We start from the raw sequence: 14440 nt of genomic DNA, 5'->3' as shown, positions 1-14440 counted from the left end.
CGGCGCCTGCCGCGCCGGCCGACCGGGCCGCCGCGGCGTGCGTCGAAGTGGCGCAATGCCGGCTTCGGTCAACCGGCCGGGCCGGTTGAACGTTTTACAATGACGGTTGTTCCTCGACGTGAGTCTTCATGCGCACTTTCCTTTCCCTCGGCCGCACGCTTGCGCTGGCCGCCGCCGTGCTGGCGCCCGCCGCACACGCGAATAACGTCATCATCCTCAATTCGGCCGAAGCGACGCTTTCCCTGATCGATCAGCAGACCCGCCAGGTCGTCGGCACGATGCCGACCGGCAAGGAACCGCATCACCTGATGGCGACGCCCGACAATTCGTCGCTGATCGTTGCAAATTCGGTCTCGAACAGCCTGATGTTCCTCGATCCGAAGACGGGCAAGCTGCAGCGCACCATCGAAGGGATCGACGATCCTTACCAGCTCGGCTTCTCGCCCGACCGCAAGTGGTTCGCGGCGGCCGGCCTGCGCCTCGACCGCGTCGACATCTACGGCTACGACGGCCGCGACCTGAAGCTCGTGAAGCGCGTGCCGCTCGAAGTGATGCCGAGCCACCTCGCGTTCACGAAGGACAGCAAGACGCTGCTCGTGTCGCTGCAGGTCTCCGGCGAGATCGCGGCGATCGACCTGCCGACGCAGACGGTCAAGTGGAAGATGAAGGTCGGCAAGGTGCCGGCCGGCCTGTGGCTCACGCCTGACGACAAGTACCTGCTCGTCGGGATGACCGGCGCGGATTACGTCGCGGTGGTCGACTGGCGCAACCAGAAGGTCGTCAAGCAGATCTACACCGGCAAGGGCGCGCACAACTTCCGCTCGCTCGCCGACGGCACGCACGTCGCGGTGACGAACCGGGTCGCGAACACGATCAGCATCATCGACGAGAACACGCTCACCAACGTCGGCGACATCACCGGCCTGCTGCCGGGCCCGGACGACATGGAGCTGTCCGCCGACAAGAAGACGCTGTGGGTGACGTTCCGCTTCGCGAAGAAGGTCGGGATCATCGACCTGGCGTCGCGCAAGCTGGTGCAGACGATCGCTGTCGGCCGCTCGCCGCACGGCATCTATTTCTACGACCGCGCGCCGTGGCGCGCCGCGAACGGCGCGTGACGGGCGGGGGAGAACGATGCTGCACCTGATCGATGCATTCGTATCGGACATCCAGACCTGGCTGTACGTCGACGTCGTGCAGCCGCTCCTCTTCAAGTTCAACCTGATGGACTATGACGAGGACACCTACGACGCGCTGTACTGGGTGATCGTCGGCGCGCTGCAGATGGTCCTGATGTTCGTGCTGTTGCGCCCGCTCGAGGCGCTGCTGCCCGTCGAGCGCTGGACGAACCGCCGTGCCGTGCGGGTCGACGTGATCTACACGGCGATCGCGAAGCTCGGCATCTACTCGCTGTTCTTCTTCTTCGCGCTGCAGCCGCTGTTCGACAACTTCCAGGCGTGGCTGCGCCTCCATGGCGTCGCGAACCTCAACCTCGACTACCTGTGGCCGGGCGTGACCTCGAAGCCGATCGTCACGTTCGCGATCTATCTCGTCGTGCTCGATTTCGCCGGCTACTGGTATCACCGCTGGCAGCACAAGTTCGGCGTCTGGTGGGAGCTGCACGCCGTGCATCACAGCCAGCGCCAGATGTCGCTGTGGTGCGACGACCGCAACCACGTGCTCGACGACGTGATCCAGTCGTGCTTCTTCGCGGCGATCGCGCTCGTGATCGGCGTGACGCCGTCGCAGTTCGTCGTGCTGACCGCGTTCACCAACTTCATGCAGAGCATTCAGCACACGAATGCGCGGCTGCCGTTCGGCTGGCTCGGCGAGCGCCTGTTCGTGAGCCCGATCTTCCACCGCCGCCACCACGCGGTCGGCTACGGCCACGAAGGCACGAAGTACGGCTGCAACTTCGGCGTGCTGTTCCCGTGGTGGGACATGATGTTCGGCACCGCGTCGTGGAGCCGCACGGTCGAGCCGACCGGCATCCGCGACCAGGTCGAGGGCGTGTCCTACGGCGAAGGTTTCTGGGCGCAGCACGGCCTCGCGTTCGTGCGGATCTTCCGGCGCCTGTTCCCCGCCAAGCGCGGCGCGGCATCGGCCTGATCCGGCCATTCCTGCGTTGAGCGGCTCTCCCACGCGGCCCGCATGTGCTTTGGCGCATGCGGGCCGCGTGGTTTATCCTTTCCCCGTTTTTCTCCGTCGATACAGGCTCGCATGAACGACTTGCTGCGTTCCTTCGTCCGGGCATTGGCGAGCGCACTGCATCCGCGCATGCTGTGGCTCACCCTGATGCCGTTTCTCGTCTCGGCCGTCCTGTGGGGCGCCGTGCTGTGGTTCTCGTGGCAGTCGCTGCTGGACCTCGCACGCGGCGCGCTCGACGGCTTCGTGCTGACGGCCATGCTGTACCGCGCGTTCGACGCGATCGGCATGTCGCAGCTGCATGCGGTCGTCGCGCCGTTCGTGGTCGTGTCGCTCGCGATTCCGCTGATCGTGCTGACCGTGCTGCTGCTGATCGCGACGATTTCGATGCCGGTCGTGATCAAGCACCTGTCGAACCGGCAGTTCGCGGCGCTCGAGTCGAAGCGGGGCGGCACTTTCTTCGGCAGCGTGTTCAATTCGCTGTGGGCGGCGCTGGCCGGCGTCGTCGTGCTGGTCGTCACGATCCCGCTGTGGCTGATCCCGCCGTTCTTCGCGCTGCTGCCGCCGGTGATCTGGGGCTGGCTCACGTATCGCGTGATGACCTACGACGCGCTCGCGCTGCACGCGAGCCGCGACGAGCGCCGCGCACTCGTGCGGCAGCACCGCTGGCCGCTGATCGGCATCGGCGTCGCGACCGGGCTGCTCGGCACCGTGCCGACCTTCGTATGGGTATCGTCGGTCTGGATGATGGTGCTGTTTCCGTTCGTCGCGGCCGCCATGATCTGGGTATACGCTTTCATCCTCGTCTTCTCGGCGCTGTGGTTCGGGCATTACTGCCTGCGCGCGCTGGAGGACCTGCGTGCGAGTTCGCGCGCCACCGCAATCGACATGGGGCAGGCATGAGCATCGGCATCATCATCATCGGCGACGAAATCCTTTCGGGCCGCCGGCAGGACAAGCATCTGGCGAAGGTCATCGAGCTGCTCGGCGCGCGCGGCCTCACGCTCGACTGGGCCGAATACGTCGGCGACGATCCGGCGCGCATCACGGCGACCCTCGCACGCGCGATCGCGTCGGGCGACATCGTGTTCTCGACGGGCGGCATCGGCGCGACGCCGGACGACCACACGCGCCAGTGCGCGGCCGCCGCGATCGGCGTGCCCCTTGAGCTGCATCCGGAAGCGAAGGTGCTGATTTCCGAGCGGATCCGCGAAACGCACACCGATCCGGCCACGCCGGTCGACTTCGACTCGCCGGAGAACCAGCACCGCTTCAACATGGGCGTGTTCCCGGTGGGCGCGACGATCATCCCGAACGGCTACAACCGGATTCCCGGCTTCTCGGTCGGCGACCTGCACTTCGTGCCGGGCTTCCCGGTGATGGCGTGGCCGATGATCGAATGGGTGCTCGACACGAAGTACGCGCACCTGCATCACGCGACGCCGCACGCGGAGCGCTCGCTGTACGTGTTCGAGCTGCCGGAATCGACGCTCACGCCGCTGATGGAGCGCATCGAGCGCGATTTCCCGGGCGTGCGCGTGTTCAGCCTGCCGAGCGTCGGCGATGCGGAGCGCGGCGGGATCTACGCGCGCCGTCACATCGACCTCGGCGTGAAGGGCGAGCCGGAAGCGGTCGCGGCCGCGTACGTGAAGCTGCGCGAAGGCGTGCACCTGCTCGGCGGCGACGTCGTCGAGCCCGAGACGCCGCGCGCCTGAGCGGCCCCTCGATCAGCAGTACAAAAGCCACGGGCCGCGCAACGCGGCCCGTCATCGGCATGTCATCGCCCGGCTCGACGATGGGGTTGTCGCAACCGGCGGGAGCGGCGTGCCGTCAGGCGCCGATCCACGGCAGTTTCCGGAAGCACCAGCCGTCGACCGTCTTGCGGTGGCCTTCGGCGTCCTTCGCGCCCTCGAAGCCTTCGAGCAGGTCGAACGCCTTCGTGTAGCCGGCCTGCGTGGAGGCGATCGCGGCGAGCTTCGAGCGCGCGGCGCTGCGGCACAGGAACAGGATCGGCGTATCGGCCGGGAGGGCCGCCTTCAGTTCGTTGACGAATTCGGCGTTCGGCACGCCGCCCGGGTAGCGCGTCCATTCGAGGTGCAGGTACTGGCCGTCGCCGACGAGCGGGCGGCCGATCCAGTCGAGTTCGGCGCGGGTGCGCACGTCGACGAGGCGCGCCGACGGATCGAGCTGCAGCAGTTCGAAGGCCTCGGCCGGCAGCAGCGCCCCGGCGTAGTTGAGCGCGGCTTGTGCGCGGCGTTCGTCGGCCTTCGCGTAAAGCTGGTCGAGCGTACTCATGGCAGGGAGTCTCCTATCGGTCAAACGAACATTCTAGCGCGGCGTCGCGGCACGGATGTCCGCGTGGAATACGGTGCGCGCACCCCACACGCATTCACCAAAAGAGTGCAGAATGGCGCGCATGCACCAAGATGATCCGGCGGGCGCGGCGCACTGCAACGATTGCACCAGCGCGGTGCCTTCGGTTGGCAGGCGGTGCGAAGCCGAGCCCCGGAATTGCGCAGCACAGCCCCGTCGCGACGAGCGCCGGCGCGATTCGCGCCAATCTTGCGCATAGGTGGCACGGAAGCTGCTTCATAGGATTCGGTCGAATCGGGGCGCGCTGCGCCAAAGCAAGACCCCGGTCAGCTCGATAAACGAGGCGGTTCCCAGTCCGCCGGAATTGTTCAATCAGGAGAAGAGGTTATGAGTAAAACCGTCGCCGACGTCATGCAGCTCGTGAAGGACGAGGACGTCAAGTTTGTCGATTTCCGCTTCACGGATACGCGCGGCAAGGAACAGCACGTGTCGGTGCCGGTTTCGGCGTTTGACGAAGACAAGTTCGAAAGCGGCCATGCATTCGACGGCTCGTCGATCGCCGGCTGGAAGGGCATCGAGGCGTCGGACATGCTGCTCATGCCGGACCCGAACGCCGCATTCGTCGACCCGTTCTATGAAGAGTCGACCCTGGTGCTGACCTGCGACGTGGTCGAGCCGGCCGACGGCAAGGGCTACGAGCGCGACCCGCGTTCGCTCGCGAAGCGCGCTGAAGCGTACCTGAAGAGCACGGGCATCGGCGACACCGCCTACTTCGGCCCGGAACCGGAATTCTTCATTTTCGACTCGGTCCAGTGGAGCACGGACATGTCGGGCTGCTTCGTGAAGATCAACTCGGAAGAAGCACCGTGGTCGTCGGCCAAGGAATTCGAAGGCGGCAACACGGGCCACCGTCCGGGCACGAAGGGCGGCTACTTCCCGGTCGCGCCGGTCGACACGTTCCAGGACATGCGTTCGGAAATGTGCCTGCTGCTCGAACAGCTCGGCATCCCGGTCGAAGTGCACCACCACGAAGTGGCGGGCCAGGGCCAGAACGAAATCGGCACGAAGTTCTCGACGCTGGTCGAGCGCGCCGACTGGACGCAATGGTCGAAGTACATCATCCATAACGTCGCGCACTCGTACGGCAAGACGGCGACGTTCATGCCGAAGCCGATCGTCGGCGACAACGGTTCGGGCATGCACGTTCACCAGTCGATCTGGAAGGACGGCCAGAACCTGTTCGCAGGCAACGGCTACGCCGGCCTGTCGGAAATGGCGCTGTTCTACATCGGCGGCATCATCAAGCACGCTCGTGCGCTGAACGCGATCACGAACCCGACGACGAACTCGTACAAGCGTCTGGTCCCGCACTTCGAAGCACCGGTCAAGCTCGCTTACTCGGCACGCAACCGTTCGGCATCGATCCGCATTCCGCACGTGTCGAACCCGAAGGGCCGCCGTATCGAAACGCGCTTCCCGGATCCGATGGCGAACCCGTACCTGTTGTTCTCGGCACTGATGATGGCGGGTCTGGACGGGATCCAGAACAAGATCCATCCGGGCGAAGCAGCGGACAAGAACCTGTACGACCTGCCGCCGGAAGAAGATGCAAAGATCCCGACCGTGTGCGCGGGCCTCGACCAGGCACTCGAAGCACTCGACAAGGATCGCGAGTTCCTGACGCGCGGCGGCGTGTTCACGGACGGCATGCTGGACGCGTACCTTGCGCTGAAGGAGCAGGAGCTGGCGAAGTTCCGCATGACGACGCACCCGATCGAGTTCGAGATGTACTACTCGCTCTAATCGGCGATGGCGCTTCGATTCAGCGCCGTCATGCCGGTTCGTTCCCGTCGCGCGGCCTGCGGCGGGAACGGCGGAGTCTGAAAGGGGCGGCGTCCAGCCGTCCCTTTTTTGTTCCGGTGATTTTCCTTTTCTGGCCGTAAAGGCGCGACAAGCACGCAGATGGTTCTGAAGAATCTGATCAAGGCGAAAACGGGGCAGCCCGAGCGACTGACGGACGACGAGCGGCTCGCACGCTCGGGCCTGCTGGCGGGGCTGGAAGCGCTGCCGACGGTCGTGATCGTGCTCGACCGCAAGACGCTGCGGATCGCGTTCGCGAACCCGTCCGCCGAGGCGATGCTCGACATTTCGCGCCGGCAGCTCGCGCAGCGGCCGTGGGGCGAGATTTTTCCGAATGCGAACGAGCTGGCATCGACGATCACCGCGATCGGCGAAGAACGCTTTCATGCGACGCACCTCGATACCGTGCTCGACCGGCCCGGCCGCGAACCGCTGCATGTGCACGCGATCGTCGGCTTTCTCGAGACCTCGCCCGATTTCGTGCTCGTCGAGCTGTTCGAGAACGAGCGGCAGTCGCGCACCGATCGCGAGGAGCGCATCCACGACCTGACCGCGGTCAACAAGCAGCTGATCCGCAACCTCGCGCACGAGATCAAGAACCCGCTCGGCGGCATTCGCGGCGCAGCCCAGCTGCTCGAATTCGAGCTCGGCGAGCGCGAGCGCGGCGAGTTGCGCGAATACACGCAGGTGATCATCAAGGAGTCCGACCGCCTGCAGACGCTCGTCGACCGGTTGCTGGAGCCGCACCGGCATCCGCACATCGTCGGCGACGTGAACATTCATGAAGTATGCGAACGCGTGCGCGCGGTGATGCTCGCGGAATTCCCGCGCGGGCTCACGATCGAGCGCGACTACGACGTGAGCGTGCCGGACCTGCGCGGCGACAAGGAGCAACTGATCCAGGCGCTGCTCAACATCGTGCGCAATGCCGCGCAGGCGCTGCGCGACCGGATTGCGCAGGGCGACGCGAAGATCGAGCTGCGCACGCGCATCGCGCGCAAGGTGACGATCGCGAAGCGCCTGTACCGGCTGGCACTGGACTTGCACGTGATCGACAACGGGCCCGGCATTCCGGAGGAAATCCGCGACCGGATCTTCTACCCGCTCGTGTCCGGGCGCGATGACGGCAGCGGCCTCGGCCTGACGCTCGCGCAGACGTTCGTGCAGCAGCACGACGGGATGATCGAGGTCGAAAGCCGGCCCGGACGTACCGAATTTCAGATCCTGCTGCCGCTCGACCATTGAGCGGCGGCATGGCGATTCACCAGATTCACCAATATCTGACCGACCTATGAAGCCGATCTGGATAGTAGACGACGACCAATCGATCCGCTGGGTGCTCGAAAAGGCGCTCGCCCGGGACAGCTTCGCGACGAAGAGTTTCGCGAACGTGCGTGACGCGCTGGCCGCGCTCGACCACGAGACCCCGCAGGTGCTGGTATCCGACATCCGGATGCCGGGCGGCTCGGGCCTCGAGTTGCTGCAGGCGATGCACGAGCGCCTGCCGGGCCTGCCCGTCATCATCATGACGGCGTTCTCCGATCTCGACAGCGCCGTCGCGGCGTTCCAGGGCGGCGCGTTCGAATATCTCGCGAAGCCGTTCGACGTCGACAAGGCGGTCGAGCTGATCCGCCGTGCGGTCGAGGAAAGCCTGCGCGGCGGCGCGCCGCAGGACGAGCGCGTGGCCGAGGCGCCCGAGATGCTCGGCCAGGCCCCCGCGATGCAGGACATGTTCCGCGCGATCGGCCGCCTGTCGCACTCGGCCGCGACCGTGCTGATCACCGGTGAATCGGGCACCGGCAAGGAGCTTGTCGCGCGTGCGCTGCACCGTCACAGCCCGCGTGCAAACGGGCCGTTCATCGCACTGAACACCGCGGCGATTCCGAAGGACCTGCTCGAATCCGAGCTGTTCGGCCATGAGCGCGGCGCGTTCACCGGCGCGCAGACGACGCGGCAAGGCCGCTTCGAGCAGGCCGAGAACGGCACGCTGTTCCTCGACGAAATCGGCGACATGCCGTTCGACCTGCAGACGCGCCTGTTGCGCGTGCTGTCGGACGGACAGTTCTATCGGGTCGGTGGCCACAACCCGTTGCGTGCGAACGTGCGCGTGATTGCCGCGACGCACCAGAATCTCGAATCGCGCGTGCGGCAGGGGCTGTTCCGCGAGGACCTTTACCACCGGCTCAACGTGATCCGGCTGCGCCTGCCGCCGCTGCGCGAGCGCAGCGAGGACATCGCGCTGCTCACGCGCCACTTCCTGCAGAAGAGCGCGCGCGATCTCGGCGTCGAGCCGAAGCGCGTGTCCGACGAAGCGCTGGTGTATCTCACGTCGCTGGCGTTTCCCGGCAACGTGCGCCAGCTCGAGAACCTTGCGAACTGGCTGACCGTGATGGCGCCCGCGCAGACGGTCGAGATCAAGGACCTGCCGCCCGACCTCGTGCCGGCCGGTGCGCCGGTGGTCGCGACGGGCGACGGTGTGGACGCGCACGGCGGCAGTGGCGAGGCGGCAACGCTCGCGCAACCGGCGATTGGCGGCGCTCCGGTGACGTCCGCGCCGGTCGCGGCGGCGCCGAACGGCAGCGCGCCGGCCGGCTATCCGCTGTGGGAGCACGGCCTGCGCACCGAGGTTGCACGGCTGTTGCGCGAGAACTCGGCCGACGTGATGGACGAACTCGCACGCCGCTTCGAGGCGGCCGTGATTCGCGAAGCGCTCGACTTCACGCGTGGCCGCAAGGTCGAGGCCGCGGAGCGGCTCGGCATCGGCCGCAACACGATCACGCGCAAGATCCAGGAACTCCATTTGGAGCCCTGAGCACGATTTGCGGCATGCGCGGGCATCGCGCATGCCGCAATCGGACATAATCGCGGTTTGCACGCCGTTTGCCATTCCGCCGATCCGCAATGTCCGATTCCTTCCGCTGGCCCGCTGGGGCCGACCCGTTCCGTTTCCTCGAATCGCTCGACAGCAAGCGCGCCCGCACTTGGGTCGACGAGCAGAATGCGCGCACGCGCGCCGCGCTGCGTGACGACGACGCGTATCGCGCGCTGACCGCGCGCCTCGCCAAAGCGTACCTGCCGCGCGAACGCCCGGTGATTCCGACCCGCTGGCGCGACTGGGCCTACGACCTGTGGCAGGACGATCTCCATCCGAAAGGGCTGTGGCGCCGCACGCGCTGGGACGACTGGCGCGCGGGAAAACCGGCGTGGGAAACGCTGCTCGACGTCGACGCGCTCGGTGCGGAGGAGGGCGAGTCGTGGGTGTTCGAGCAGGACTCGATCCTGTATCCGGACGGCGATCGCGCGCTGCTGTCGCTGTCGCCGGGCGGCGCCGACGCGGTCGTCGTGCGTGAATTCGATCTCGTCGAACGGCGTTTCGTCGACGGCGGCTTCACGATCGACGAGCCGGGGCATCACACGGTCGGCTGGATTGATCGCGATACCGTCTACGTGAGCTGGGATCGCGGCGAAGCGCATGCGACCGCGGCCGGTTATCCGTATGAAGCGCGGCGCTGGGTGCGCGGCACGGCGCTCGCCGATGCGCCCGTCGTGTTCAGCGGCGAACCCGACGACATCAGCGCGGGTGCGGGGTTCGATCCGATCGACAACCGTCACGTCGCGTGGCGCAGCGTCGATTTTTTCGATTCGCATGCGTACCGCTTGACGGAGGCGGGCGAGTGGGTGCGCTACGACGTGCCGACCCACGTCGAGGTCGGGTTCTGGGAAGGCTGGCTCATGTTGGAGCCGCGCCTCGACTGGGATTGCGACGGCGTGCACCATGCGGGCGGTTCGCTGCTCGCGATCCGCGAGCAGGCGTTTCTCGCCGGGTCGCGCGAACTCACGACGCTGTTCGCGCCGCAACCGTCGACGTCCGCTTGCACGTGGACCCACACGCGCACGACGCTGATCGCGAGCTGGCTCGACGACGTGCACAACCGCACGATGCTGTGGCAGCCGAGCCGGGCCGACGACGGCACGTGGACGTGGGATGCTCGACCGTTCGAGTGGCCGGGGCCGGGCGACGCGCAGATCGACGTCGAGCCCGTCGAGTCGACGCTGAACGACGAGATTTACGTGGACGTCGACACCTATCTCGATCCGCCCGAATGCTGGCTGGCCGATCTTGCCGATCGCGCGGACGATGCGCCGTCGCGTCGCGTGCTGCTCGACCGGCCGCCGGTGCAGTTCGACGCGGCCGGGCTCGTCGTGCGCCGTGCGAGCGCACGCTCGCAAGACGGCACGATCGTGCCGTACACGCTGATCGGGCCGCGCGATGCACTCGACGTGGCCGACGGCGCCGCGCGCGTTGCGCGGCCGTGCCTGCTGTCGGGCTATGGCGGTTTTGCGATTCCGAACCTGCCGGGCTACAGCGATGCGTTCGGTATCGGGTGGCTCGAGCGCGGCGGCGTGATGGCGTTCGCGCACATCCGCGGCGGCGGTGAGTTCGGGCCGCGCTGGCACGTCGATGCGCAGCGCGAACACCGCCAGCGTTCCTTCGACGATTTCATCGCGGTGGCCGAGGATCTGGCCGCGACCGGCGTGACGACCGCCGCGCAGCTCGGCATCGAGGGGGGCAGCAACGGCGGGTTGCTGGTCGCCGCGTGCATGGTGCAGCGGCCGGAGCTGTTCGGCGCGGTGCTCTGCCGCGTGCCGCTGCTCGACATGCGGCGTTATCCGAAGCTGCACGCGGGCGCCGCATGGCTCGACGAATACGGCGATCCGGACGATCCGCATGAAGGCGCGGCGCTGGCCGCGTACTCGCCGTATCACCGCGTGCGCGAAGGCGTCGCGTATCCGCCGCTGCTGCTGACGACGTCGACGCGTGACGACCGTGTGCATCCTGCGCATGCACGCAAGATGGCCGCGCGCATGCATGCGCTCGGTCACGAACGGGTGTGGTACTGGGAGAACACCGACGGCGGCCATGGCAGCGCCGACGATCTGGAACGCGCGGAGGCCGATGCGGCCGAATTCGGGTTCCTGTGGGCCCATCTCGGGCCGGCGCCCGCGCGGCGCTGATCGCGCGCGGGCGGATCGAGCGATCAGCCGACGACCGCGACGACGGGCGTGTGGTCGGACGGCTGTTCCCACGTGCGCGGCGTGCGATCGACTTCGCACGACGTGCAGGTCTCGGCGAGCGCCGGCGACAGCAGCACGTGGTCGATGCGCAGCCCCGCGTTGCGGCGGAACGCCATCATCCGGTAGTCCCACCACGTGAAGGTCTTCTCCGGCTGTTCGAAGCGGCGGAACGCATCGACGAAGCCGAGCTCGATCAGCTGCGCGAAGTGGGCGCGCTCCTGCGGCGACACGAGGTTCTGGCCTTCCCATTTCGCTGGGTCGTGCACGTCGCGGTCTTCCGGCGCGATGTTGTAGTCGCCGAGCAGCGCGAGCTTCGGGTAGCGCTGCAGTTCGGTGCGCAGCCATGCCTGCAGCGCGTCGAGCCATTGCATCTTGTAGGCGAACTTGTCGGAGTCGAGTGCCTGGCCATTCGGGAAATACGCGGACACGATGCGCACGCCGTCGACCGTCGCGGCGACCACGCGCTGCTGTGGATCGTCGAAGCCGGGGATGTTGCGCACGACATCTGATTCGTCGACGGACAGCGTGTCGCGCGCGAGAATCGCGACGCCGTTGTAGGTCTTCTGGCCCGTGAACCAGCTGCGGTAGCCGGCGGCTTCAAGCTCGGCGCGCGGGAATTTCTCGTCCGGCAGCTTCAGTTCCTGCAGGCACAGCACGTCGGTTCCGCTTTGCGCGAGCCAGTCGAGCACATGCTGCTTGCGGACGTTGAGCGAGTTGACGTTCCAGGTGGCGATTTTCATGAACGGGAGTGTGCGTGCGGGGTGAATGCGAAGGCCGCCATCTTACCGCGAGCACGCGGCGCGAACGCGCGCTTCGTGCGGGGCGGGGGAGGCGCCGCGCGCAGCGGTTTCGATGAATCGAGAAGAAATTGTGACAAAAGTATTGACGTGAGTACTTCCTCACCCTATAATTTATTTCTCTGACGCGGGGTGGAGCAGTCTGGCAGCTCGTCGGGCTCATAACCCGAAGGTCGTAGGTTCAAATCCTACCCCCGCAACCAAGCACACCAGACGATGTGCAGCGCAAGTGACCGATGCGCGCTTCGTCGACAGGAACCCGGCCCCGTGCCGGGTTTTTTGTTTTCCGGCCCCGGAAACGCGTCGCCGGCCGGATTCCCGCTTGCCAGTCCCGCCTCCTGTCTCATAAAATTAATGAGAATCATTATCATTAATGGGGCGCTGCGTGACCACGCGGCGTCGGGGAACATGGGCGTCATCGACAGTCATGCGCAGCGGGGTTTCCGTGCGCTCTACAACGATCATCACGGCTGGCTGCGAGGCTGGCTGCGCAAGAAGCTCGGCAATGCGTGCGACGCGGCCGATCTCGCCCACGACACCTATCTGCGCGTGCTCGCATCCGGCACGACGCCTCAACCCGACGATTCGCGCCGCTACCTGACCCAGATCGCGAACGGACTCGTGATCGATCTCTATCGGCGGCGGCATATCGAGTCGGCCTATCTCGACACGGTTCGATACCTGCCCGAGGCCGAAGCGCCTTCTCCCGAAACACGCGCGCTCGTGATCGAGGCGCTGTGCGAAATCGACGCGATGCTCGACCGCCTGCCCGCCAACGCACGCACGGCGCTGCTGCTGTGCAAGCTCGATGGCCTGACCTATCGCGAGATCGCCGCGCAACTCGGCGTGTCGGTGTCGTCGGTCGAGAAGTACGTCGCGGCCGCGCTGCGCGCGTGCTATGCGGCGCTCTACGGGAGCGCATCGTGAGCGGGCGGCAGGGCGATGCATTGCCCGAGGCCGTCGTCGAGCAGGCGATCGGCTGGCTTGCCCGTCTGTGGTCGGGCGACGCGACCGACGATGACCGGCGCCGATGCGCGGCCTGGCGTGCCGAGCATCCCGAACATGAGCGCGCATGGCAGCGGCTTGCCGGCATCGACGCGAAACTTGGCAGCGTGCCGGCCGATACGGCGCGCGGTGTCCTGCTTGCCCAGCCGGCCCGGCCCGCACGCCGGCGCGCGATGCGCGCGCTCGGCTGGGCGATCACGCTCGGCGGCGCGAGCTACGGCGTGCGCAGTACGCGCCTGTGGCAATCGGCCACGTCCGACTATGCGAGCGCGGTCGGCGAAGTGCGCGATGTCACGCTCGCGGACGGCACGCGCGTCTGGCTCGACACGGAGAGTGCGATCGACGTGCGTTTCGACGCACGCGAGCGACGCATCGTGCTCGTGCGTGGCGCGGTTCATGTCGAGACCGCGCACGACACGGCGGGGCGGCCGCTGCGCGTCGAGATGCGGCAGGGGATGGCGCGTGCGCTCGGCACGCGCTTCACGGCGTCGGACGAGGGGATGCGCGCACGGGTCGACGTGTTCGACGGCGCGGTCGAGATCCGGCCCGCTCGCGCAGCCGATCGCGTGCTGCGGCTCGAGGCCGGCGAAGCCGTGCGTTTCGATGCGGACGGCTTCGCCCCGCTTGAGCCGGCCGATGTGCGTGCGAATGCATGGACGCAGGGCCGGCTGATCGCCGAACGCATGCGCGTCGATGCATGGTGTGCCGAGCTCGCACGCTACCGGCCGGGCGTCCTGCGCTGCGATCCGGCGCTCGCGCGGCTGTCGGTGTCGGGCGTGTTCTCGCTGACCGACACCGATCGCGCGCTCGCCAGCCTGCGCACCGCATTACCGGTCGACGTCGTCTACCGCACGCGCTACTGGGTCACGGTCGTCCCGCGCTGAACGCCGCCGCAGGGTCATCAGAAAAAAATTTAACGGGACGATTGAGGGTTTCGGCGGTTCGTTCGGAATACACGATGCACCTTCGCAACATTCCGAACCCAAAGGATTCTTCATCATGGCGTTCCGCCGGTTTTCCCCGTCTGCAGCCTCCCGTCCCGCCAACCGGCCCGCACGCCGCCGCGCCGCGTCGCGCGCGTTCGAACCGGCGCCTGCCGCTGCGTTGGCGCGTGCGATGCCGCTCGGCGCGCAAGCGCAGCCCGACGATCCGCCGCCGCCCGTCTACCCCGACGCGCGCCCCACGTATGCCATTCCCGCCGGCCCCCTCCACGTCGGTCTGACACCCTCTGCCGTGCGCCACGG

12 protein-coding genes, 1 tRNA gene and 1 pseudogene are annotated in these 14440 nt (G+C 67.0%); 12 read left to right on the top strand and 2 right to left on the bottom strand.

All coding sequences use genetic code 11. The features are described 5' to 3' along the window. Positions 1–128 precede the first annotated feature (128 nt). The 4 genes from G3O00_RS31345 (at position 129) to G3O00_RS31330 (ending at position 3860) form a co-directional block, all read left to right on the top strand. Positions 129–1118: a beta-propeller fold lactonase family protein gene (locus G3O00_RS31345; protein WP_011352592.1), complete on the top strand. Its 990-nt coding sequence runs from the start codon at positions 129–131 to the stop codon at positions 1116–1118. A 16-nt stretch (positions 1119–1134) separates the two neighbouring features. Beyond that, entirely contained in the window at positions 1135–2109 is a 975-nt protein-coding gene (locus G3O00_RS31340) for a sterol desaturase family protein (RefSeq protein WP_011352591.1), read from the top strand. A 111-nt stretch (positions 2110–2220) separates the two neighbouring features. Beyond that, on the top strand, positions 2221–3048 hold the full coding sequence (locus tag G3O00_RS31335; protein WP_041492892.1) for an EI24 domain-containing protein: 828 nt from the start codon (positions 2221–2223) through the stop codon (positions 3046–3048). Continuing rightward, a complete protein-coding gene (locus tag G3O00_RS31330; protein WP_174933542.1) occupies positions 3045–3860 on the top strand; it encodes a molybdopterin-binding protein in 816 nt (271 codons plus the stop codon). The genes G3O00_RS31335 and G3O00_RS31330 overlap by 4 nt, the downstream gene beginning before the upstream one ends. A 115-nt stretch (positions 3861–3975) precedes the next feature. Here G3O00_RS31330 and G3O00_RS31325 read toward each other — a convergent pair whose 3' ends face one another. After that, a complete protein-coding gene (locus G3O00_RS31325; protein ID WP_011352588.1) occupies positions 3976–4440 on the bottom strand; it encodes a rhodanese-like domain-containing protein in 465 nt (154 codons plus the stop codon). A 405-nt stretch (positions 4441–4845) separates the two neighbouring features. Between G3O00_RS31325 and glnA the strand changes: the two genes are divergently transcribed. The 4 genes from glnA to G3O00_RS31305 all read left to right on the top strand — a co-directional run bounded on the left by glnA (position 4846) and on the right by G3O00_RS31305 (position 11334). Continuing rightward, positions 4846–6261, top strand: a complete 1416-nt coding sequence (glnA, locus tag G3O00_RS31320) for a type I glutamate--ammonia ligase (RefSeq protein ID WP_011352587.1) — start codon at positions 4846–4848, stop codon at positions 6259–6261. A 159-nt stretch (positions 6262–6420) separates the two neighbouring features. Continuing rightward, the gene (gene glnL / locus G3O00_RS31315) at positions 6421–7563 is read left to right on the top strand and encodes a nitrogen regulation protein NR(II) (protein ID WP_174933544.1); all 1143 of its coding nucleotides are present in this window, start codon (positions 6421–6423) and stop codon (positions 7561–7563) included. Positions 7564–7609: 46 nt separating this feature from the next. Further along, the gene (ntrC, locus tag G3O00_RS31310; RefSeq protein ID WP_206145319.1) at positions 7610–9130 is read left to right on the top strand and encodes a nitrogen regulation protein NR(I); all 1521 of its coding nucleotides are present in this window, start codon (positions 7610–7612) and stop codon (positions 9128–9130) included. Positions 9131–9219: 89 nt separating this feature from the next. After that, a complete protein-coding gene (locus tag G3O00_RS31305) occupies positions 9220–11334 on the top strand; it encodes a prolyl oligopeptidase family serine peptidase (protein WP_206145318.1) in 2115 nt (704 codons plus the stop codon). Positions 11335–11357: 23 nt separating this feature from the next. On the opposite strand, the gene xth is transcribed toward G3O00_RS31305, so the two are convergent. Continuing rightward, entirely contained in the window at positions 11358–12134 is a 777-nt protein-coding gene (gene xth / locus G3O00_RS31300; protein ID WP_206145317.1) for an exodeoxyribonuclease III, read from the bottom strand. Positions 12135–12317: 183 nt separating this feature from the next. On the opposite strand from xth, the gene G3O00_RS31295 reads away from it, so the two are divergent. The 4 genes and pseudogenes from G3O00_RS31295 to G3O00_RS31280 all read left to right on the top strand — a co-directional run. Then, a tRNA-Met gene (locus G3O00_RS31295) sits at positions 12318–12394 on the top strand. Positions 12395–12599: 205 nt separating this feature from the next. Next, entirely contained in the window at positions 12600–13118 is a 519-nt protein-coding gene (locus G3O00_RS31290; RefSeq protein WP_206145316.1) for a sigma-70 family RNA polymerase sigma factor, read from the top strand. Further along, positions 13115–14080, top strand: a complete 966-nt coding sequence (locus G3O00_RS31285; protein WP_206145315.1) for a FecR domain-containing protein — start codon at positions 13115–13117, stop codon at positions 14078–14080. Before G3O00_RS31290 ends, G3O00_RS31285 begins: the two co-directional genes overlap by 4 nt. Before the next feature lie 115 nt (positions 14081–14195). Beyond that, positions 14196–14440: pseudogene (locus tag G3O00_RS31280) on the top strand (hypothetical protein); the annotation flags it as partial.

Source organism: Burkholderia sp. Ac-20384 (assembly GCF_017104605.1).
Lineage (GTDB): Bacteria > Pseudomonadota > Gammaproteobacteria > Burkholderiales > Burkholderiaceae > Burkholderia > Burkholderia lata.
The sequence above is the reverse complement of the archived record's forward strand: the minus strand, read 5'-3'. Positions and strand labels throughout refer to the sequence as shown.